Source organism: Streptomyces sp. NPDC091972, assembly GCF_044756385.1.
GTDB lineage: Bacteria > Actinomycetota > Actinomycetes > Streptomycetales > Streptomycetaceae > Streptomyces.
Window position 1 is genome coordinate 525,927 of the sequence record NZ_JBIVSV010000005.1, and the last position, 18,551, is coordinate 544,477.

The window sequence follows — 18,551 nt, forward strand, 5'->3', positions numbered from 1 at the left end:
CGGCATGTCCGCACCCACCCCCCGCACCGCCCTGCTGATCGGCGCCGCCGGAGGCATCCTCGCGCAGACCTCCCGCGAACTCGCCGAACAGGGCCACACCCTCGTCCTGTTCGACCGCGACGCGGCGGCCGTGCACCGGCTCGCCGAGGAACTGGGCCGGATCACCAAGGTCGAGGCCGTCGTCGGCGACATCACCGACATCCCGGCAGCGGAACGCCAGTTGACCGACATCGTGGACCGGTTCGCCCCGTCGATCCTGGTCAACGGCGTCGGCGGCGACACCCGCGTGATCGGCTACGCCGCCCTGACCACGGACCACTTCGACCGGACGTTCCTGGAGAACGTCGTCAGCAGCTGGATCGCGGTCAAGGTGTGCGCCCCGCGGATGGCCGCCGACGGCTACGGCCGCATCGTCAACTTCGCCTCGGCGGGCGGCCGTACCTACAGCCACTTCAACAACGCCGCGTACGTCGCCGCCAAGGCCGCCGTGATCGGCATGACCAAGCAGATGGCGTACGAGCTGGCCGGCACCGGAGTGGTGGCCAACGTCGTCGCGCACGGCCCGATCGCGACCGACCGGGTGGCCGGTGCCTTCGAACGCCGTACCGAGGAGTCCAAGAAGGACGTCATGTCCCGGCTGCCCATGGGGCGTTACGGCACCGTCGCCGAGGCCGTCGGCAGCGTGCTGCACCTGTGCTCCGAGAGCGCCGGCTACTCGACCGGCTCCGTCATCGACATCAACGGCGGCCTCTACATGTGAGCTCGGCACGTGTGCGCCCGGCACAGCTGAGCCGGACCCCGATCCCCACCCCGCCCCAGGAGGCACCCATGGCGAAGTTCGTCGTCGAATTCGAGTACAACGTCGACCGCGCGGGCCGGGAGCCCCTGCACCGCGCCCACACCGACTACCTGCGCACCCTCACCGACAGCGGTGTGCTCCTGCTCGCCGGCCCGCTCCAGGACACCAACGGCGGCCTGCTGGTCTACGAGGCCGAGGACCGCGAGCGCCTCCAGGAGATCCTCGCCGCCGAGCCCTACGTCCAGGGCGGCATCGTCTGCCACGTCCGCGTCCGCCAGTGGGCCCCCGGCAAGGGCACCTGGATCGCCGCGCCCGAGCCCTCGGCGGCCTGACCCCACCTCCCGCCCGTGAACCCGGAAGGATCCAACTGACGTGTCCACTACGCCAGTCCGGCAAGCCACCGCCCTGCGCCGCGAAGAACTGCACGCCGGCATCGTCGACCCGGGCATGGACTCCATGCGCCTGCTCAGCGAGACGGCGATGCGGTTCCCCGAGGCCCTGTCGTTCTCCTCGGGAGCCCCCCACGACGGCACCCACGACCTCGCGAAACTCTCGTACTACGTCGACCGCTACATCACCCACCTGCGCCGGCGGGGCGTGCCCGAACAGCGCATCACCCGGCTGCACTTCCAGTACGGACCCGTCAACGGGTTCATCCAGGAAGAGGTCGCCCGCATGCTCGCCCGGGACGAGGACATCGATGTCGCGCCCGAGGCGATCATGATCACGCACGGCTTCCAGGAGGCCGCGCTCGTCGCCCTGCGCGGACTGTTCCGCTCGCCCGACGACGTGCTGCTGTCCGTGTCCCCGGCCTACGTCGGCATCCGGGGCGCCGCCCGCATGCTCGACATCCCGGTCAAGGGCGTCACCGAGGGCCCCGACGGCCTGGAGCCCGAGGCCGTGGCCGCCGCCGTACGGGCCGTGCGGGCCGAGGGCAAACGCCCCGCCGCGCTCTACCTGGTCCCCGACTTCTCCAACCCCTCGGGCACGGTCGTCCCGCTGGAGGCGCGCAGGCGACTGCTCGCGCTGGCCGCCGAGGAGGGCTTCACCATCCTGGAGGACAACCCGTACGGGCTGTTCGCGAGCGACGAGGAGCGGCTGCCGACCCTGAAGTCGCTGGACACCCGCGGCGACGTCGTCTACCTGGGCTCCTTCGCCAAGTCCGCGTTCCCCGGCGCCCGCCTCGGCTACCTGGTCGGCGACCGCGAGGTGGTCGGCGAGGACGGCGTGCGGCGCACCCTCGCCCAGGAACTCTCCAAGGCCAAGGCGATGTTCACGGTCGGCTCGTCCTCGCTGTCCCAGGCGGCGATCGGCGGCATCCTCGTCGACGCCGACCACGACCTGCGCTCCGCCACCCGCGACCTGGCCGCCGTCTACCAGGAACGGCTCGCCGCCACCCTCGACGCCCTCGCCGAGCACTTCCCGCCCGAGCGGTACGCCGAGCACGGGGTGCGCTGGAACCGCCCGCGCGGCGGGTTCTTCCTGGTCGTCGAGGTGCCCTTCGAGGCCGACCTGGTCGCCATGGAACGCTCCGCGCGCGACTACGCGGTCAGCTGGGCGCCGATGAGCATGTTCCACCTGGAGGGCGGCGGCGAACGCGCGCTGCGCCTCGGCTTCAGCAACCTCACCCCGGCCGCGATCCGCGAGGGCATCGCCCGCCTGGCCCGCTTCATCGGGGCCGAGTCCGCCGCCGGCCCGGTACTGGACGTCGAACCCGGCTCCCTCCCCGCGTCCCTGCCCGAGTTCGTGTCCGCATCGGAGGCCCACGCATGAGCACCGCGTCCCCCGCACACGGCCCGCGCCGCGTCGCCGTCGTCGTCGACGGCTACTCCGCCGGCAACTTCTACCCCGCCGCGTTCGCCGCGTACGACACCGCCGTCGTCCACGTCCAGAGCACCCCGGAGCTGATCCCGGCGATGGCCCCGCCGGACCTCACCGCGTACGACGACACCCTCGTCGGCACCGACGAGGCCGCACTCGTCGACGTCCTGCGCGCCCTCGCCCCGGTGTGCGTCATCGCCGGCCAGGAGTCGTCCGTGCCGCTCGCCGACCGGCTGAGCGAGGCGGTCGGCGTCCCGTCCAACGGCTCGGCGCTGTCCCCGGCCCGCCGGGACAAGTACGAGATGACCGAGACGCTGCGGCGGTCCGGGGTGCGCTGCGCCCGGCAGTTCAAGACCGACGACCCGGAAGCCGCCGTGAACTGGGCCGAGGAGCAGGGCAGTTACCCGGTGGTCGTCAAGCCGCTCAGCTCGGCCGCATCCGACGGCGTCGTCGTCTGCGCCGGACCCGACGAGGTCCGCGCCGCCGCCCGCAACATCCTCGACGCCCCGAACATGTTCGGCGTCACCAACACCGAGATCCTCGTGCAGTCCTACCTCAAGGGCACCGAGTACATCGTCGACACCGTCAGCAGTGGCGGCGAGCGCTATGTGTGCGGGGTCTGGGAGTACGAGAAGACGCTGCTGCCGTCCGGCAAGAACATCTACAACCGCGACCTGCTCGCCGACCCGGACTCCGACCCGGTCGTCGCCGAACTCACCGCGTACGTCGACGAGGTCCTCGCCGCTCTCAACGTCGCCTGGGGGCCGGCCCACGCCGAGGTCATCGTCACCGACGAGGGGCCCGTCCTGGTCGAGATCGGCACCCGCCTCAACGGCAACATCAGCGCCCCCTTCCACGACGTGTGCCTGGGCCACAACCAGGCGGCGCTCACCGCGCAGGCGTACACCCGCCCCGAGGAGTTCCGCGCCCGGTACGGCGGCCGGACGTACACCCGGCGCCGGCCGGCCGTCGTCTACAACGCCCCGACCGAGCTCGACGGGATCGTTCAGTCCGTCGACGAGACGGCGGTGGCGGAGATCCGCTCCCTGGAGAGCGTCTTCTCCGCGACGGTCAAACTCGCGCCCGGCTCCCGGATCAGCCCCACCGTCGACCTGCTGACCACTCCGCTGAGGGTCTACCTCACGGCACCGGACGAGACGACCCTCACGGCCGGCTACCAGAAGGTCCGCGCCCTCAAGGACGCGGTGTACCGCGTCGCGTAACGCCCCGCCCCCGCTTTCCCCCCTCTCTCGCTTCGCTCTCAGGAGGCTCATCGTGCACAGCCGTATCGGTCTGTTCCTGTCCCCCGTCCACGAGACCGGTCAGGACCCGAACCTGGCGATACGCCGGAACCTGGACCTCGTCGAGTACGTCGACGACCTCAACTTCGACGAGGCGTGGTTCGGCGAGCACCACACGCTGGGCTGGGGCCTGGTCGGCGCGCCCGAGACCCTGATCGCCGCCGCCTCGCAGCGCACCCGCCAGATCAAGCTGGCCCACGGTGTCGTACCCCTGTCAGGCCACCACCCCTTCCACGTGGCCAGCCGGGCCGTCCACCTCGACCACCTGACCCGCGGCCGGTACATCCTGGGCGTCGGCCCCGGAGTGCCCTTCGACGCGAAGATGTTCGGCCTGGAGCAGCCGGTGCAGCGCCGCCGCCTGGAGGAGGCGCTGCCGACGGTCCTGGAACTCGTCAACGGCGACGAGCGGATCACCCAGCAGACCGACTGGTTCGACCTGCGCGAGGCCAAGCTCCAGCTCCCGCGGTTCTCCCCACAGGGCATCGAGGTGGCCGTGGCGACCTCCGGCACCTCGCAGTCCAGCCCGCGCCTGATCGGCCAGTACGGCCTGAGCATGACCTCCTTCGCCCTCCCCTTCGCCCTGCTGACCCCGGGCGCACCGGCCCACATCAACCTCGCCCACCAGTGGAAGTACGCGGAGGAGGCGGCCGCCGAGCACGGGCAGACCCTGGACCGCGACAAGTGGCGCATCGCCCTGCCGGTGCACGTGGCCGAGACCCGCGAGGAGGCCTACGCGGACGTCCGCGAGGGCTACGACCGCTGGCTGTTCGAGTACTTCGGCAAGGCGGCGGGGCGCGAGGTCCTCAGCCCGGACGTCCCCCGGGAGCGGGCACTGGAGGCCCGGGTGGAGGCCGGGGGCGCGCTCGTCGGCTCCGTGGACGACGTGGTCGCCGGCATCGAGCGGCTGCACGAGATCACCGGCGGCTTCGGCACCCTGCTCGTCTACGTCGCCGACTGGACCTCGTGGGAGAAGACCAACCGCAGCATGGAACTGCTGGCCCGCTACGTCTCACCGCGCCTCACGGGTTCGGCGGCGCGGCCGCAGGAGGCGGTGGACTTCGCGATCGCGAGCCGTAAGGGCTAGGTGGAGGGTGCCGTTCGCGGGCGCGGAACCGGGGCGCCCGCGGGCCGCTCACGCCCCCTGCTCTGCCTGCCCTACCTCTTTCAGGTCTGCCACGCCGGGTCGGTGCGCCGACCCGGCCGGGCGTCCCCTCCGAACGGAAAGAACTCATGCTGGAGCAACGCTCGTTCCGCGACATACTCGGCCGGTTCACCACCGGAGTGGTGCTGATCACGGCCGACACCGCCGACGGTCCCAAGGGCATGGCGGTCAACTCCTTCACCTCCGTCTCCCTGACCCCGCCGCTGGTCGCCCTGTGCGCCGCGGACACCTCCTCCACCTGGCCGGCCATCCGCGAGACCGGACACTTCGCCGTGACGATCCTCGGCGACGGACACGCGGAGCTGTGCAAGCTGTTCAGCACCAAGGGCGCCGACCGCTTCGCAGGCGACGGCTGGTCGACGACCCGGGCCGGGCACCCGATCCCGGCCGACGGACTGGGCTGGCTGGACTGCCGTATCAGCACCCTGCACCGGGCGGGCGACCACGAACTGGTCATCGCCGAGGCGTTGGAGGGAGCCCTGACGGACCAGGCGGGACCGCTGGTCTTCCACGCGGGCCGCTTCACGGCGCTGGCGGCGGCCTGAGGAAGACCGAACGGGACCTCCCGGGTAACGGGACCTTCCAGGTAACGGGACCTCGCAGGCGAGGTGGGGCCGGGCGACGGAGCTCTGACAGACCCGGACCCGCCCGCCCCAGGCGCCCCGCCCCACTTCGCACCGCCCCACCTCGCACCGCCCACCTTCTTCCGCCGGCCGCCCCTCACACCGCCCGTCGCTGCTCGTAGCCGCCCGACGCCACCGGCCCCCGGCCCGCGGACCCGGCCGTCCTCGTCCGGCCCGGTCCGCCCGGCACCCGCACCGGTACCACCGCGCCCTCGCGTCGACGCCCATGAGAAAGGCAACCCGCGTGTCCCCCACCGACCCCGCCCCCATACCCACCCTTCCCCTCCCACCGGACGCCGGCGTCCGTTCCGAACTCGACGACGTGGGCCTGCACTTCGCCCGGACCGCCCCACGCCACCTGGTGGCCCGCAGCGCGGTGGCCGAGGTACTGATCACGGACTGGCGGCAGCTGGGCCCGGACACGTTCCGCCTGGGCGCACAGTGGCCACGCGGCCACCACTTCTACGCACCGGTCGCCGGCACCTGGTACGACCCTCTGCTCGCCGCGGAATCACTGCGCCAGGCGTCGGTCCTGGTGGGTCAGACGTACTACGGAGTCCCGGCGGCCAGCCACCTCACCCTCACCGAACTGGAGTTCGAGGTAGTGCCCGGTGCGCTGCTGCTGGGCGCCCGCCCGGCGGAGATGCGCCTGGAGTTCACGGCCACGGACGTACGGCGCAGGGGCGGCGAGGTCACCGCCCTCACGCTGGAGGCGGACCTGCTGCGCGGAGCGGACTTCGCCGGGGCGGGCCGCCTGACCGTAAGGGTGTCGGACCGCCGCGACCCCGCCGCAGGGGAGGGCGGCGGGTACCCGCCCCTGCCGGACCCCGTCCCGCCGGCGATCGTGGGCCGCCTGGACGAACACGACGTGGTACTCGGCGTCCCCGCCTCCCCGGCCGACCGCCGGGGCCTGAACTGGGACCTGCGGATCGACCCCGGCCACCCGGTGCTCTTCGACCACCCGACGACCGACGTCCCCGCCATGGTCCTCCTGGAGGCGGCCCGCCAGGCCGTCCAGGCGGCCTGCGCCCCCTACCGAGTCCTCCCCGTCGAACTGCGCACGGCCTTCCACCACCCCGTGGCTCTGTCCACCCCCTGCCACATCTCCGCGACCCGCCTCCCCACCCACGACGCGACGGAGGACCCGGCCCTCCGAGTCACAGCCTGGCAATCGGACCGCCTCACCTTCGACAGCCTGGTGGTGGCAACGGTGTGCGGCTGACGCTCCTCATCCACCCTCCAGGGGCCCGATCCCCAGCGGATCAGGCCCCTGAACCGAGCTCGCGCCGCCAATCAGGCGACGACGCCTGCCTTGCCGGCTCAATCCACCGCGTCGAGGGGGCGGTTCATGAACCCTGCTGGGCCCTGGACTTCGTCGAAGAGGTCCAGAAAGCCGAGGAGGAGTCGGAGCCGCCGCCGACCAAAGCGCGTCACATCAGCTTCTGCTGGCAGGCATCGAATACCCGTCAACGTGATCCGCGGCGAGGAGCAGTTCGCCGAGGACGAGGACTGGGGGTACGGGCCCCCGAGGTATTTACGACCTGAGCGGGTCCGGCTCGCGGCGGAAACCCTGAGAACCATCAGCTACGACGAGCTCATCAACAGTGTGGATCCCGCCGAAGGGACCGACGCCGAGGTCTATCCGCTCGGATGGAGCGAGCCCGGCGAACTGGACTGGGTGCGCCCCTGGTACGACGACCTCACCCAGTTCTTCGAGGCGGCTGCCGGGGCGAACGACGCGATGCTCGTCTGGTTGGACTGAACTGCACGACCGCGAGTTGCCGTGCCGCGCGCACGAGCGCGTTCCGCGTCGGCGAACCTCAACGCTTCTGGGCCCTGTAGCGCTTCATCAGCTCAGTGATTCTCGCGTGGTCCGCACAACCGTTGAGTTCGCTCACGAGATCGTCAGGGCACAACTCGCAGGGATAACCCCACCAGCTCCGCCCCCGTTTGTCGGTGCGGCCGGTGATTCCGACGCATGACGGTACTGGTAGATGCCTCACCTGGTCGCTCAAGAGCCGACGGCGGGATGTGCCACAGCGCTACCGCATCGCTTCGCCTGGCTGCCCGAAGGCACCACGCTGCGTCGGTCTAGCGGCCGTCGAAGTAGATCGCCACAGCAGCCAATAGAGGAAAGCCGAGAGTGCAGATCAGCGCGAGAGCCAGCCCCGTCAGACACCCCCACATAGTCAGACGGATGCTGGTTCTCTCGTAGTCCTCGCTCTGCGGCACGGCCTGATCCAACCGCATCCCTCCGACTTCGAACACTCGCCGAGAGCTCCAGCCCGACCCGCGGATGACGCACTTCCCCTGTTCCACTCACCGGTCACGCAGACGGCGGAGCCACGCGATGCAGGCGCACGCGAACTGGTGCCGTGCCTGTGGCGGAAGACCACCTAACCCCTAGCTCTGGGTCGATCGGCCAGGAGGCATGTTCCGTCGGCTCCTTCATCGACCGTGAGTAGCCGCACCTTCGGGTCCATCTGTGGCCCACCGGGCCGTCACCAGATACCCCGCGAAGCGAACGTCCGGCCTGGCCTTCGCCCACCCGTCCGCCTCCTCGGTCGGAACCAGCACGGTCGTGCCCGGAACGGGGTGGTGCACATGATCCGTAGCGCCCGCAGGTACCTCGTAACGACAGTGCACCTCGGCGATCGACACCACCTCAACCGAGGTCGGTACGTGCCCTTCCCCCTGCCCGTGATGCTCCTCACGGAAGTCGATCTCATCGGCACGTTGGCTGCCAACGACGTCACCGTAATCCTCCGGATCGACCTCCAGCAGCGTCCAGGAGACAACATCCCCTGGCGCGAAGCTCTGTCCGCAGCACTGGATCTGCCAGTCATCGACCCAAATCGTCAACGTCATGACCCCATCGTCCGCCGAGCGACCGGAGTTCCACAGGGACCCACGCATGATCTACGACACCCGCCTCCTGAGTGCGATCCGGAGCCGCTCCTGCTGATGCCCCCGCCCAGCGCTGTTGGTGTCAGAAGCCCTTGAGGCGCTCCACTGGAGGAGATCTCCCGACTCGTCGGGCACTCCGGTACGACGGTCACCGAGGAGGTCTACGGGAAGCAGAGAAGGCTCGTGATCCAGACCGGTGCCCTAGTCATGGACGGCATATTCAAGCGGGCCCGGAGCGCTGGTCGCGCAGATGGAGGCGCACGCAGAAACAGGTGAGGCACCTAGGAACGTTCCTAGGTGCCTCACCTGCTGTTTCAACTGTCGGGGTGGCGGGATTTGAACCCACGACCTCTTCGTCCCGAACGAAGCGCGCTGCCAAGCTGCGCTACACCCCGATCGTCGCTGCTCGTCGCGGCGACGTCGTTTACTTTAGCCCACCGGTGGCTGGAGACGAAATCCGGTTTTGGAGCGGTGGCGGGTGGGGTTCGGGCGGGCGTGGTCGAGGGCGACCAGGAGGATCGCGAGGGCGTAGAAGGAGAGGCCGAGGAGAAGGGCGTTTCCGAGGACGTTCTTGTAGCCGTGGAGGTCGACGTCCAGGAAGGGGTACAGGTAGCGGCCCGGTGTGCCCGGCGGGATCAGTTCGCCTCGGGTGAAGGAGAACAGCAGGTAGGCCAGGGGGTACAGGAGCCACGTGGCCGCCTGGCGCAGGTGCAGGCGGCCGGGGGGTGTCAGCAGGAGCCAGTCCGCCAGGGCCGCCGCGGGGATCGCCGTGTGCAGGAGGTGGGCGGTCACTGCGTGCCAGCCCGTCGGGTGCGCCGCCTCGCCCGTCAGGAGGAAGGGGCTCGCCGCGTTGGCCAGCAGTACGTGGTGCACCAGGGCCGTGATCACGACGTAGAGGAGTGCCGCGCCCGTCAGGGCGGACGGCAGGGGGCGGCGGGCCGTCCATGCCCTGCGGGCCGACAGCAGGAGCACCAGCGCCAGCAGGATCGTGCTCTGGACCGAGAAGTGGCTCAGGGTGCGGACCGCGCTGCTCAGGAGCAGTTCGACGGTCACGGTTCCCGCGGCCACCAGCGCCACCAGCACGCGGTAGGCGGCGGCCACGGGGTGGCGTACGGGGGCCACCACCGCCGTGGCGGGGACGGGCGAGGGCAGGAAGGCTGGCATGCCCGGGAGGGCGGGGAGGTCCGGGAGGTCCCTCGGTATCGGCGCGGTCATGCCCTCACGGTAGGCAAAACCGGCAAAAGGGGCGATAGGGGTGCGCTGTGTGGGTTAACGCGTCCCAGCCGCCACCCCGTGAAGGCCCCGTCCGCCCTTCCGCCCCTCCGCCCCTCCGCCCCTCAGTCCCGGGACACCAGCGTCAGCAGCGTCACCTCGGGCGGGCACGCGAACCGCACCGGCGTGTAGCGGTTGGTGCCGCAGCCCGCCGACACGTGCAGGTACGACGTCCTGCCCTCCGAGGTGTGCCGGGATAGGCCCTTGACCCGGTCGGTGTCCAGGTCGCAGTTGGTGACGAAGGCGCCGTAGAAGGGCAGGCAGAGCTGGCCGCCGTGGGTGTGGCCGGCGAGGATCAGCGGGTAGTCGTCGGCCGTGAAGGCGTCCAGGACGCGCAGATAAGGGGCGTGTACGACGCCCATGGCGAAGTCGGCCGCGCCCGACGGCCCCCCGGCCACCTCGGCGTAGCGGTCCCGCTTGATGTGGGGGTCGTCCAGGCCGGTCAGCTCCACCGACACGCCCTCGATCTTCAGCATGCCCCGCGTGTTGGTGAGGTTCTGCCAGCCCGCCGCGTCGAAGCCGTCCCGCAGGTTCTCCCACGGGTTGTGGATGACTCCCACGGCGGGGGCGTTGCCGTTCAGGCCGTGGCGGCCCTGGGCCTTCTCGTACAGGTAGCGGGCGGGGTTGCGGAACTTGGGGCCGTAGTAGTCGTTGGAGCCGAAGACGTACGCGCCCGGGAACTCCATCAGCGGGCCCAGCGCGTCCAGCACCTCCGGCACGCCCTCCGGGTCCGAGAGGTTGTCACCCGTGTTGATCACGAAATCGGGGCGCAGGCCCGCCAGCGAGCGCAGCCACCGCTGCTTCTTGCGCTGGCCGCCGACCATGTGGATGTCGGAGACCTGGAGCACCCGCAGGGGGCGCATGCCGGACGGCAGGACGGGGACCGTCACTCGTCGCAGCCGGAAGGAACGGGCTTCGAAACCCGCCGAGTAGACGAGGCCGGCGGCGCCAACCGCCGCGATTCCCAAGGGAACTCCGTATCGCGCGCGCATGCCTCCATCGTGTCAGATCACGAAGACCTCCTTGACCGGGCGCCCGACGCCACCGTGATTCCGGGGCCCTGCCCACCCGCACGGCCACCCCTCCCGCACGGCCACCCCTCCCGCACGGCCACCCCTCCCGCACGGCCACCCCTCCCACACGGCCACCCCTCCCACAAGGCCACCCCTCCCACAAGGCCACCCGCACAAATACGCGGGCACCCGTCCCCCCACACCTGCGACAATCATTTCCATGACCACGCTCAAGTCGAAGCTGCAGGAAGACCTCAACGCCGCGATCAAGGGGCGCGACGAGCTGCGCTCCTCGACGCTCCGTATGACGCTCGCCGCGATCACCAACGAGGAGGTCGCGGGCAAGGAGAAGCGGGAGCTCTCCGACGCCGAGGTGCTGAAGGTGATCGCCAAGGAGGCGAAGAAGCGCCGTGAGGCCGCGGACGCCTTCGCCCAGGGCGGTCGCGCGGAGTCCGCCGAGCGGGAGAAGGCGGAGGGCGGGGTCCTCGCCGAGTACCTGCCCAAGCAGCTCAGCGACGAGGAGCTGAACGACATCGTGGCGCAGGCCGTCGAGGAGGCCAAGGCGGCCGGTGCCGAGGGACCGCGGGCCATGGGTGCCGTCATGAAGATCGTGAACCCCAAGGTGGCCGGTCTGGCCGAGGGCGGCCGCGTCGCCGCCGCGGTGAAGAAGCGCCTGGCCGGCTGAGCCCGGACCCGTCAGTCGTACGAGAGCCCGGCCCCGCGTGTTCCGCGGGGCCGGGCTCTCCGCACTACGTGGGCCTGCCGGCGTCAGCCGCGCCCGCCGCCGCCTCCGTTGCCGTTCCCGTTGTCGGTGCCCTGGATGAAGCCTTCCGGGATCGAGAAGCTCGGCGCGGGGAAGGTGGTGTTGCCGTCGTCCCCGCCGTTGTTCCCACCGTTGTCGTTGCCGCCGTTGTTGTTGCCGCCGTTGTCGTTCCCGCGGTCGTCCCCGTTGTCGCCGTCGTCGTCGCCCTTGTCGTCGCCGTTCTCCTGCGGCCGGTTCGGGATGTAGACGAGGTTGAACTGGGGGGATTCCCTGCCCTCCAGCGCGCCGGTCATCATGTCGCGCCAGATCGGGCCGGGCACCTTGCCGCCGAAGACCTTCGCGTATCCGACGCCGCCGATGCTGATGTTCTGCATCTTGCGCTTGTGCGCGGGGTCGCCGACCCAGACCGCGCCGGCCATGTTCGGGGTGTAGCCCACGAACCAGGCCGCGTACCGCTCGTCGGTCGTACCCGTCTTGCCGGCGCTGGCCCGGCCGCCGCCGAGGCCCGCCTCCGAGCCCGTGCCGTCCTCGACCACGCCCTTCAGCAGGGTGTTGATGGTGTCCGCGGTGGTCTCCGACATCGCCCGCGAGCAGGTCGACTTCGGCACCCGCAGGGACTTCGACTTCTCACCGACCCGCTGGGTGATCGACTCGATGGCCACCGGGGTGCAGTACATCCCGCGCGAGGCGAAGGTCGCGTACGCGTTCGCCATGGTCAGCGGGGACATCTCCTGGGTGCCCAGGGCGATCGACGGGGCCTGCTGGATCTTGCCGCCGTCCGCGCGCTCTACGCCCATCTTCGCGGCCATCTCCGTCACCGGGCAGATGCCGATGTCGCTGATCAACGACACGTAATAGGTGTTGACCGACTTGGCGGTCGCCTCCCTCATGTCGTACGGGCCGACCTCGGTCTCGTTCTCGTTGGCGACCGGGACGCCCTTCTCGTTCCACACCTTGCCGTTGCAGGCCTGGACCGGAGCCGGGTAGTCCATCTCGTACGGCGAGGGGTACACCTTCGTCGCCGGCATCCCGCCCTCGATGGCGGCCGCGGCCACGATCGGCTTGAACGTCGAACCGGGCTGGTAGCCCGCTCCGCCGCCCATGGACTGGTTGACCGAGAGGTTGATCGTCGTCTCGTTCTTCTTGTTGTTGATGCCGTACGGCCGCGACTGGCCCATCGCCAGGATCTTGCCGGTGCCGGGCTGCACGATGGTGGCCGCGGTGGCCACGTCGTCGTCCTGGTAGACGTGCTCCTTGATGGACCGCTGGGCCGACCTCTGGGCCTGCGGGTCCATCGTGGTGCGGATCGTCAGACCGCCCTGGTTCCAGACCTTGGCCCGGGCCTCCTGGGTCTTGCCGAAGACCGGGTTGGTCAGGAAGACCTCACGGACGTAGTCGCAGAAGAAGCCGGCGCCCTTGACCGCGGTGATGCAGCCGTTCTTCGGCTTGCTGACCTTGAGGCCCAGCGGCTGCTCCTTGGCCTTGTCGGCGTCGGCCTGGGAGACGTCACCGACCTCGGCCATGCGCTGGAGCACGGTGTTGCGCCGCTTGGTCGCCTCGGCCTCGTCGTTGACCGGGTCGTAGCGGCTCGGGGACTGGACGATGCCCGCGAGCAGGGCCGACTGCTCCAGGTTGAGGTCCTTGGCGTGCCGGGAGAAGTAGCGCTGGGCGGCGGCCTCGACGCCGTACGCCTGCTGGCCGAAGAACGTGATGTTCAGGTAGTTCTCGAGGATCTTCTTCTTGCCGAGTTCCTCTTCGAGCTGGATCGCGTACTTCAGCTCGCGGATCTTGCGGCCGATGGTCTGCTGGGTGGCCTCGGCGACCTTCGTCGGGTCGTCACCGGCCTCCTCCACCGCGACGTTCTTCACGAGCTGCTGCGTCAGCGTGGAGGCGCCCTGGGCGACCCCGCCGCTCTGGGCGTTCTTGTTGAGCGCGCGCAGGACGCCCTTCAGGTCGACGGCGCCGTGCTGGTAGAAGCGCGAGTCCTCGATCGCGACGATCGCCTTCTGCATGTACGGCGAGATGTCCTTGAGGTCGACCACCGTACGGTCGCGGGAGTAGACCGTGGCGATGGTGCCGCCCTCGCTGTCGAGGATCGTGGTGCGCTGGCTCAGCGGCGGGGTCTTCAGGTTGGCCGGGAGTTCGTCGAAACTCTCCACCGACCCCTTGGCCGCGAGCCCCAGCGCGCCGGCCGCGGGCAGCGCGATGCCGGCCATCACCGCTCCCGCGAGAACACTGACACCGAGGAACTTGGCGGCCTGCTGCGTGGGCGACAGACCGCCGCCCGAGCGCTTCTTCGACATAGGGGGCAGCCTAATCCGTACTCATGAGCGTTCAGAGGGAGCCCGTGTCACGGCATGGCGACGGAAGGGGGCACGGCCGCGTCGGAGCGGGCATGGCGACAGGAGCGCCCTACCTTCTCATTCGCCGGACACGCGCACAGGCGTTGGCCTAAGCTGCTCTCAACTGTCACAGCAGTAGGGCCACGTATCAATACGTCCGGCGACCCCGAATCGTTCCGGAGGTTCCCCGACTTTTTTGGTGGGGACGTGTCCGAATCCGCCTCGTGTGTCATCAGGTGCCCGTTGTGACGCAAGACAAGTGTCCTGGTTTGCCGGGATAGTCATGTATGTCGCGGGCTCACTCCCCCGGGTGATCTGCCGCTTACGCATAGTCCGTTCGGGCCATTCAAGATTGGGCCCGAAGGGGGTGTTGCGCTGTGCCTGCCTTCCGTAACGTCCTCAACTGGCGGCGGTGAATATGCCGCTGCCGCCGTGGGGGAGCCTCGATTCGGGAGAGGACGGCGCCGGTATGGGCTGGGTAGTCGACTGGAGTGCGCAGGCGGCCTGCCGCACTACCGATCCGGATGAACTGTTCGTTCAGGGAGCAGCGCAGAACCGGGCGAAGGCGGTGTGCACCGGATGTCCGGTGCGCACGGAGTGCCTCGCCGACGCGCTGGACAACCGCGTCGAGTTCGGCGTGTGGGGAGGCATGACAGAGCGCGAGCGCCGCGCCCTGCTGCGCCGGCGGCCGACGGTCACGTCGTGGCGCAGGCTGCTGGAGACGGCGCGCGTCGAGTACGAGCGGGGGGTCGGCATCCTGCCCCTCGAGGACGACGAGATCTACGAGAACTACGCGGCGGTCAGCTGAGGGGACAGCCCTCGGAGCACGGCAGGGATCGGTTCGGCGCGGGTTCGGTCCGCGCCGGTCGTCGTGACGCGACGGCTGCGGCTCACGGTCCGGTCGGATCCACGCTGTGGTCGAGTCCACGGTCTGGTCCGCTCGGGTCCACGGTCTGGCCTGGTCGAATCCACGCTCCGGTCAGTCCACGCTCCGGTTGAGTCCACGGTCTGATCTGGTCGGGACCATGGTCCCGTTGCGTCCACAATCTGGTCAGAACCATGGTCGGGTTGGGTCCACGGTCTGGTCGGGCCGGTCCACGCCCCGGATCAGTCCACGGCAGCCTCGGGCAGCTCCGGCCGACCGGCCGCGAGCCGGTCGCCGATGTCCCGCAACCCCGCGAGGTCGTGAACGTCCCCGGGCAGCGCGGCCACTTCGGCCACCGCCACCTCGGGATGGAGCGCGGTGAAGCGGTCACGCGTGCGCTGCTCACGGGAGAGCAGTTGCATACGGTCGGCGTGCAGCCTCAGCAGGCCCGCGGTGAGCTGCTCGACGGACCGGTCGGCCGGGCGGTCGGACCGTTTCTTCTCCACGTGCTTCGAGTTCTCCGTGCGCTTCGAGCCTGCGTTCTCCGGGTCGGCGGGGGAGCCTTCGTCAGGAGCAGGGGCCTCGGAAGCGGGAGATTCTGAACTGCCGTACGTGTCGGGAGAGTTACGAAGTCCAGCTTTCCCACCCTCCTGATCGACAATGCGGGGCTCTTCAAGATTTTCCGCGGCGGCGAGCGCCCGCTCGGCCGAGAGCTGGTCGGCGCCGCTGCCGTGCACCCGGTTGAGCACCAGACCGGCGAGCGGCATGCGCTCGGCGGCCAGCCGCTCCACGAAGTACGCGGCCTCGCGCAGTGCGTCCCGCTCCGGGGCCGCGACCACCAGGAACGCCGTCCCGGGCGCCTGGAGCAGCTTGTAGGTGGCGTCCGCGCGGGTGCGGAACCCGCCGAAGGTGGTGTCCATCGCGGCCACGAACGTCTGGACGTCCTTGAGGAGTTGGCCGCCCAGCAGCTTGCCGAGGGTGCCGGTCATCATCGACATCCCGACGTTCAGGAACTTCATCCCGGCCCGTCCGCCGAGCTTGGCCGGGGCGGTGAGCAGCCGGATGAGCCGTCCGTCGAGGAAGGAGCCGAGCCGCTTCGGCGCGTCCAGGAAGTCGAGGGCGGAGCGCGAGGGGGGCGTGTCGACGACGATCAGGTCCCACTCGTCCCGGGCCCGCAACTGCCCGAGCTTCTCCATCGCCATGTACTCCTGCGTGCCCGCGAAGCCCGCCGAGAGCGACTGGTAGAAGGGGTTGTTCAGGATCGCGGCGGCCCGCTCGGCGTCCGCGTGCGCCTCGACGATCTCGTCGAAGGTGCGCTTCATGTCGAGCATCATCGCGTGCAGCTCGCCGCTCGCGGAGTCGTCGAGGCCCTTCACCCGGCGCGGGACGTTGTCCAGCGAGTCGATGCCCATGGACTGGGCGAGCCGGCGGGCCGGGTCGATGGTGAGGACGACGACCTTGCGGCCCCGCTCGGCGGCCCGCAGACCCAGGGCCGCCGCGGTCGTGGTCTTGCCGACGCCGCCCGAGCCGCAGCACACCACGATGCGGGTGCCCGGATCGTCGATCAGCGGATCGAGATCGAGCACGGGGGCGGGAGACAACCGGCGGTGCCGGTCCTGCCGGTCGGCGTCCGGGCTCATGACATCCCCTGCTTCCGCAGCTCGGTGGCCAGTTCGTACAGACCCGCCAGGTCCATGCCCTCGGTCAGCAAGGGCAGTTCGTGCAGCGGCAGCCCCAGTTCGCCGAGGACCGAGCGCTGTTCGTGCTCCAGGTCGTACCGCTCGGCGTACTCCTCGGCCTGCTGGATCAGCGGGTCGACCAGCTTCTCGGCGTTGCCCCCGCGGCGGGCGCCGCCGAGTCCGGCCGAGGACAGCGCCTTCGCCACCGCTGAACGCTGTGTGGTCCGTACGAGTTCCAGGTCGGTGCCGTCCAACACCTCCGGGCGCACCATGTTCACCACGATCCGGCCGACCGGGAGGCGGGCGGCCCGCAGTTCGGCGATGCCGTCCGCGGTCTCCTGGACCGGCATCTCCTCCAGGAGCGTCACCAGGTGGACGGCCGTCTCCTTGGACTTCAGCACCCGCATCACGGCCTGCGCCTGATTGTGTATCGGGCCGATCTTGGCGAGTCCCGCGACTTCGTCGTTGACGTTCAGGAAGCGGGTGATACGGCCGGTGGGGGGCGCGTCCATCACGACGTAGTCGTAGACGAAGCGGCCCGACCTGTCCTTGCGGCGGACCGCCTCGCACGCCTTGCCCGTCAGGAGGACGTCCCTGAGGCCGGGCGCGATGGTGGTCGCGAAGTCGATGGCGCCGAGCTTCTTCAGGGCGCGTCCCGCCCCGCCGAGTTTGTAGAACATCTGGAGGTAGTCCAGAAGGGCCAGTTCGGGGTCGATGGCCAGTGCGTACACCTCCCCGCCCCCCGGAGCGACGGCGATCTTCCGCTCCTCGTAGGGCAGCGCCTCCGTTTCGAAGAGCTGCGCGATTCCCTGGCGACCCTCCACCTCGACGAGAAGCGTCCGCTTCCCCTCGGTGGCGAGGGCCAGCGCGAGGGCTGCGGCGACCGTCGTCTTTCCGGTCCCGCCCTTACCGCTGACGACCTGGAGCCTGCTCACGTATTCGAGCGTAACCAGTCGACGGGGAACATAAGCAGGAGGCTGTGGACAACGCGGGCGCCGGCTGTGCGCGCAGCGGCTGAAAAGCCCGCGGTGAGCAGCGGCTAGAGTCGGCCGCATGACCAAGAAGTGGGAATACGCGACCGTGCCGCTGCTCGTCCACGCCACGAAGCAGATTCTGGACACCTGGGGCGAGGACGGCTGGGAGCTCGTGCAGGTCGTGCCCGGGCCGAACAACCCCGAGCAGCTCGTGGCGTACCTGAAGCGGGAGAAGACGGCGTGAGCGGGGCGGTCGAGGCGCGGCTCGCGGAGCTGGGACTGACACTGCCGGAGGTCGTGCCGCCGCTGGCCGCGTACCAGCCGGCCGTGCAGTCGGGGGTGTACGTGTACACCTCGGGGCAGCTCCCCATGGTCGAGGGCAAGCTTCCGGTCACCGGGAAGGTGGGCGCGGAGGTCACCGCCGAGGAGGCGAAGGCGCTGGCCCGCACGTGTGCGCTGAACGCGCTGGCGGCGGTGAAGTCGGTGGCCGGTGACCTGGACCGGATCGCCCGGGTGGTGAAGGTCGTGGGGTTCGTGGCGTCGGCCTCGGACTTCACGGGGCAGCCGGGTGTGATCAACGGCGCGAGCGAACTGCTGGGCGAGGTGCTCGGCGACAAGGGCGTGCACGCGCGCAGCGCGGTGGGCGTGGCGGTACTGCCGCTGGACGCACCGGTCGAGGTCGAGGTCCAGGTGGAGCTGGCTTCGACGTGATGCCTGCGGCGCTCGGACGGGAGGGGTTGTCGTTTGGCTGTGGGTCGGTGGGGGGCGGGCGTTCTGCGCAGTTCCCCGCGCCCCTGATGCCTGCGGCGCAGCTGCGGGCCCGGTGGGGGCTTGTGTAGCGCGTCGGGTGCGGTTTGGGGTCGGGGCCGGGGGGGGGGGTATCCGTCCTCGGTCCGGCGGCTCGGTCCCTTGAGCGGTGCTCTGTTACGGACGCCGGCCGCTGCGGGCGGACGCCCCCCACCCCGCCCCCTTCCCGTCGTACGCGGCTAACGGCCCGTCCTGGTGCGCGATCGGCGGCGAGCGGTCCCTC

General features: G+C 70.2%; 19 protein-coding genes and 1 tRNA gene. 12 read left to right on the plus strand and 8 right to left on the minus strand.

Annotated elements, in window-relative coordinates:
• The first annotated feature begins 4 nt into the window (after positions 1-4).
• From ACIQJT_RS18200 to ACIQJT_RS18235, 8 genes are all read left to right on the plus strand, one after another.
• Positions 5-760 (plus strand): SDR family NAD(P)-dependent oxidoreductase, encoded by a 756-nt coding sequence (locus tag ACIQJT_RS18200; protein WP_402644530.1) that lies wholly within the window; start codon positions 5-7, stop codon positions 758-760.
• Positions 761-828: 68 nt separating this feature from the next.
• A complete protein-coding gene (locus ACIQJT_RS18205) occupies positions 829-1,131 on the plus strand; it encodes a YciI family protein (RefSeq protein WP_053851596.1) in 303 nt (100 codons plus the stop codon).
• Between the two features lie 40 nt (positions 1,132-1,171).
• Positions 1,172-2,572 (plus strand): PLP-dependent aminotransferase family protein, encoded by a 1,401-nt coding sequence (locus ACIQJT_RS18210; protein WP_402644534.1) that lies wholly within the window; start codon positions 1,172-1,174, stop codon positions 2,570-2,572.
• Complete coding sequence (locus tag ACIQJT_RS18215) at positions 2,569-3,843, plus strand: ATP-grasp domain-containing protein (RefSeq protein ID WP_402644536.1); 1,275 nt, start codon at positions 2,569-2,571, stop codon at positions 3,841-3,843. Before ACIQJT_RS18210 ends, ACIQJT_RS18215 begins: the two co-directional genes overlap by 4 nt.
• A gap of 52 nt (positions 3,844-3,895) precedes the next feature.
• Positions 3,896-5,005: an LLM class flavin-dependent oxidoreductase gene (locus ACIQJT_RS18220; RefSeq protein WP_365453769.1), complete on the plus strand. Its 1,110-nt coding sequence runs from the start codon at positions 3,896-3,898 to the stop codon at positions 5,003-5,005.
• A 146-nt stretch (positions 5,006-5,151) separates the two neighbouring features.
• Complete coding sequence (locus ACIQJT_RS18225) at positions 5,152-5,628, plus strand: flavin reductase family protein (protein ID WP_053851593.1); 477 nt, start codon at positions 5,152-5,154, stop codon at positions 5,626-5,628.
• A gap of 322 nt (positions 5,629-5,950) precedes the next feature.
• Positions 5,951-6,928 carry a ScbA/BarX family gamma-butyrolactone biosynthesis protein gene (locus ACIQJT_RS18230; RefSeq protein ID WP_365453775.1) on the plus strand — a complete coding sequence of 326 codons (978 nt, stop codon included), beginning with the start codon at positions 5,951-5,953 and terminating at the stop codon, positions 6,926-6,928.
• Between the two features lie 249 nt (positions 6,929-7,177).
• Positions 7,178-7,468, plus strand: coding sequence for a DUF1877 family protein (locus ACIQJT_RS18235; protein WP_402644541.1), 291 nt, complete (start codon positions 7,178-7,180; stop codon positions 7,466-7,468).
• Between the two features lie 58 nt (positions 7,469-7,526).
• Here ACIQJT_RS18235 and ACIQJT_RS18240 read toward each other — a convergent pair whose 3' ends face one another.
• The 5 genes from ACIQJT_RS18240 to ACIQJT_RS18260 form a co-directional block, all read right to left on the minus strand.
• On the minus strand, positions 7,527-7,709 hold the full coding sequence (locus ACIQJT_RS18240; protein WP_365453830.1) for a hypothetical protein: 183 nt from the start codon (positions 7,707-7,709) through the stop codon (positions 7,527-7,529).
• A gap of 445 nt (positions 7,710-8,154) precedes the next feature.
• A complete protein-coding gene (locus tag ACIQJT_RS18245; RefSeq protein WP_402644543.1) occupies positions 8,155-8,574 on the minus strand; it encodes a DUF6578 domain-containing protein in 420 nt (139 codons plus the stop codon).
• Between the two features lie 360 nt (positions 8,575-8,934).
• Positions 8,935-9,008, minus strand: a tRNA-Pro gene (locus tag ACIQJT_RS18250).
• Between the two features lie 34 nt (positions 9,009-9,042).
• Positions 9,043-9,828, minus strand: coding sequence for a Pr6Pr family membrane protein (locus ACIQJT_RS18255; protein ID WP_365460999.1), 786 nt, complete (start codon positions 9,826-9,828; stop codon positions 9,043-9,045).
• 122 nt (positions 9,829-9,950) lie between these two features.
• Complete coding sequence (locus ACIQJT_RS18260) at positions 9,951-10,877, minus strand: metallophosphoesterase (protein ID WP_365461001.1); 927 nt, start codon at positions 10,875-10,877, stop codon at positions 9,951-9,953.
• 241 nt (positions 10,878-11,118) lie between these two features.
• Between ACIQJT_RS18260 and ACIQJT_RS18265 the strand changes: the two genes are divergently transcribed.
• Entirely contained in the window at positions 11,119-11,583 is a 465-nt protein-coding gene (locus ACIQJT_RS18265; protein ID WP_365461003.1) for a GatB/YqeY domain-containing protein, read from the plus strand.
• Positions 11,584-11,666: 83 nt separating this feature from the next.
• Here ACIQJT_RS18265 and ACIQJT_RS18270 read toward each other — a convergent pair whose 3' ends face one another.
• Positions 11,667-13,964: a transglycosylase domain-containing protein gene (locus ACIQJT_RS18270; protein ID WP_402644547.1), complete on the minus strand. Its 2,298-nt coding sequence runs from the start codon at positions 13,962-13,964 to the stop codon at positions 11,667-11,669.
• Between the two features lie 508 nt (positions 13,965-14,472).
• Between ACIQJT_RS18270 and wblA the strand changes: the two genes are divergently transcribed.
• On the plus strand, positions 14,473-14,811 hold the full coding sequence (gene wblA, locus ACIQJT_RS18275; RefSeq protein WP_030324083.1) for a transcriptional regulator WblA: 339 nt from the start codon (positions 14,473-14,475) through the stop codon (positions 14,809-14,811).
• Between the two features lie 299 nt (positions 14,812-15,110).
• On the opposite strand, the gene ACIQJT_RS18280 is transcribed toward wblA, so the two are convergent.
• Positions 15,111-16,508 (minus strand): ArsA family ATPase, encoded by a 1,398-nt coding sequence (locus tag ACIQJT_RS18280; RefSeq protein ID WP_402644550.1) that lies wholly within the window; start codon positions 16,506-16,508, stop codon positions 15,111-15,113.
• Positions 16,505-17,482 (minus strand): ArsA-related P-loop ATPase, encoded by a 978-nt coding sequence (locus ACIQJT_RS18285; protein ID WP_365461010.1) that lies wholly within the window; start codon positions 17,480-17,482, stop codon positions 16,505-16,507. Before ACIQJT_RS18285 ends, ACIQJT_RS18280 begins: the two co-directional genes overlap by 4 nt.
• Positions 17,483-17,600: 118 nt before the next feature.
• Here ACIQJT_RS18285 and ACIQJT_RS18290 point away from each other — a divergent pair, with 118 nt between their 5' ends.
• A complete protein-coding gene (locus ACIQJT_RS18290; protein ID WP_086724107.1) occupies positions 17,601-17,765 on the plus strand; it encodes a DUF4177 domain-containing protein in 165 nt (54 codons plus the stop codon).
• Positions 17,762-18,232 (plus strand): RidA family protein, encoded by a 471-nt coding sequence (locus ACIQJT_RS18295; RefSeq protein ID WP_365461012.1) that lies wholly within the window; start codon positions 17,762-17,764, stop codon positions 18,230-18,232. The genes ACIQJT_RS18290 and ACIQJT_RS18295 overlap by 4 nt, the downstream gene beginning before the upstream one ends.
• Positions 18,233-18,551: the final 319 nt, after the last annotated feature.

Coding starts and splice junctions, on each gene's coding strand:
- ACIQJT_RS18200 (WP_402644530.1), top strand. CDS start 5: ATGTCCGCACCCACCCCCCGCACCGCCCTGCTGATCGGCGCCGCCGGA.
- ACIQJT_RS18205 (WP_053851596.1), top strand. CDS start 829: ATGGCGAAGTTCGTCGTCGAATTCGAGTACAACGTCGACCGCGCGGGC.
- ACIQJT_RS18215 (WP_402644536.1), top strand. CDS start 2,569: ATGAGCACCGCGTCCCCCGCACACGGCCCGCGCCGCGTCGCCGTCGTC.
- ACIQJT_RS18225 (WP_053851593.1), top strand. CDS start 5,152: ATGCTGGAGCAACGCTCGTTCCGCGACATACTCGGCCGGTTCACCACC.
- ACIQJT_RS18245 (WP_402644543.1), bottom strand. CDS start 8,574: ATGACGTTGACGATTTGGGTCGATGACTGGCAGATCCAGTGCTGCGGA.
- ACIQJT_RS18255 (WP_365460999.1), bottom strand. CDS start 9,828: ATGACCGCGCCGATACCGAGGGACCTCCCGGACCTCCCCGCCCTCCCG.
- ACIQJT_RS18260 (WP_365461001.1), bottom strand. CDS start 10,877: ATGCGCGCGCGATACGGAGTTCCCTTGGGAATCGCGGCGGTTGGCGCC.
- ACIQJT_RS18265 (WP_365461003.1), top strand. CDS start 11,119: ATGACCACGCTCAAGTCGAAGCTGCAGGAAGACCTCAACGCCGCGATC.
- ACIQJT_RS18270 (WP_402644547.1), bottom strand. CDS start 13,964: ATGTCGAAGAAGCGCTCGGGCGGCGGTCTGTCGCCCACGCAGCAGGCC.
- wblA (WP_030324083.1), top strand. CDS start 14,473: ATGGGCTGGGTAGTCGACTGGAGTGCGCAGGCGGCCTGCCGCACTACC.
- ACIQJT_RS18280 (WP_402644550.1), bottom strand. CDS start 16,508: ATGAGCCCGGACGCCGACCGGCAGGACCGGCACCGCCGGTTGTCTCCC.
- ACIQJT_RS18290 (WP_086724107.1), top strand. CDS start 17,601: ATGACCAAGAAGTGGGAATACGCGACCGTGCCGCTGCTCGTCCACGCC.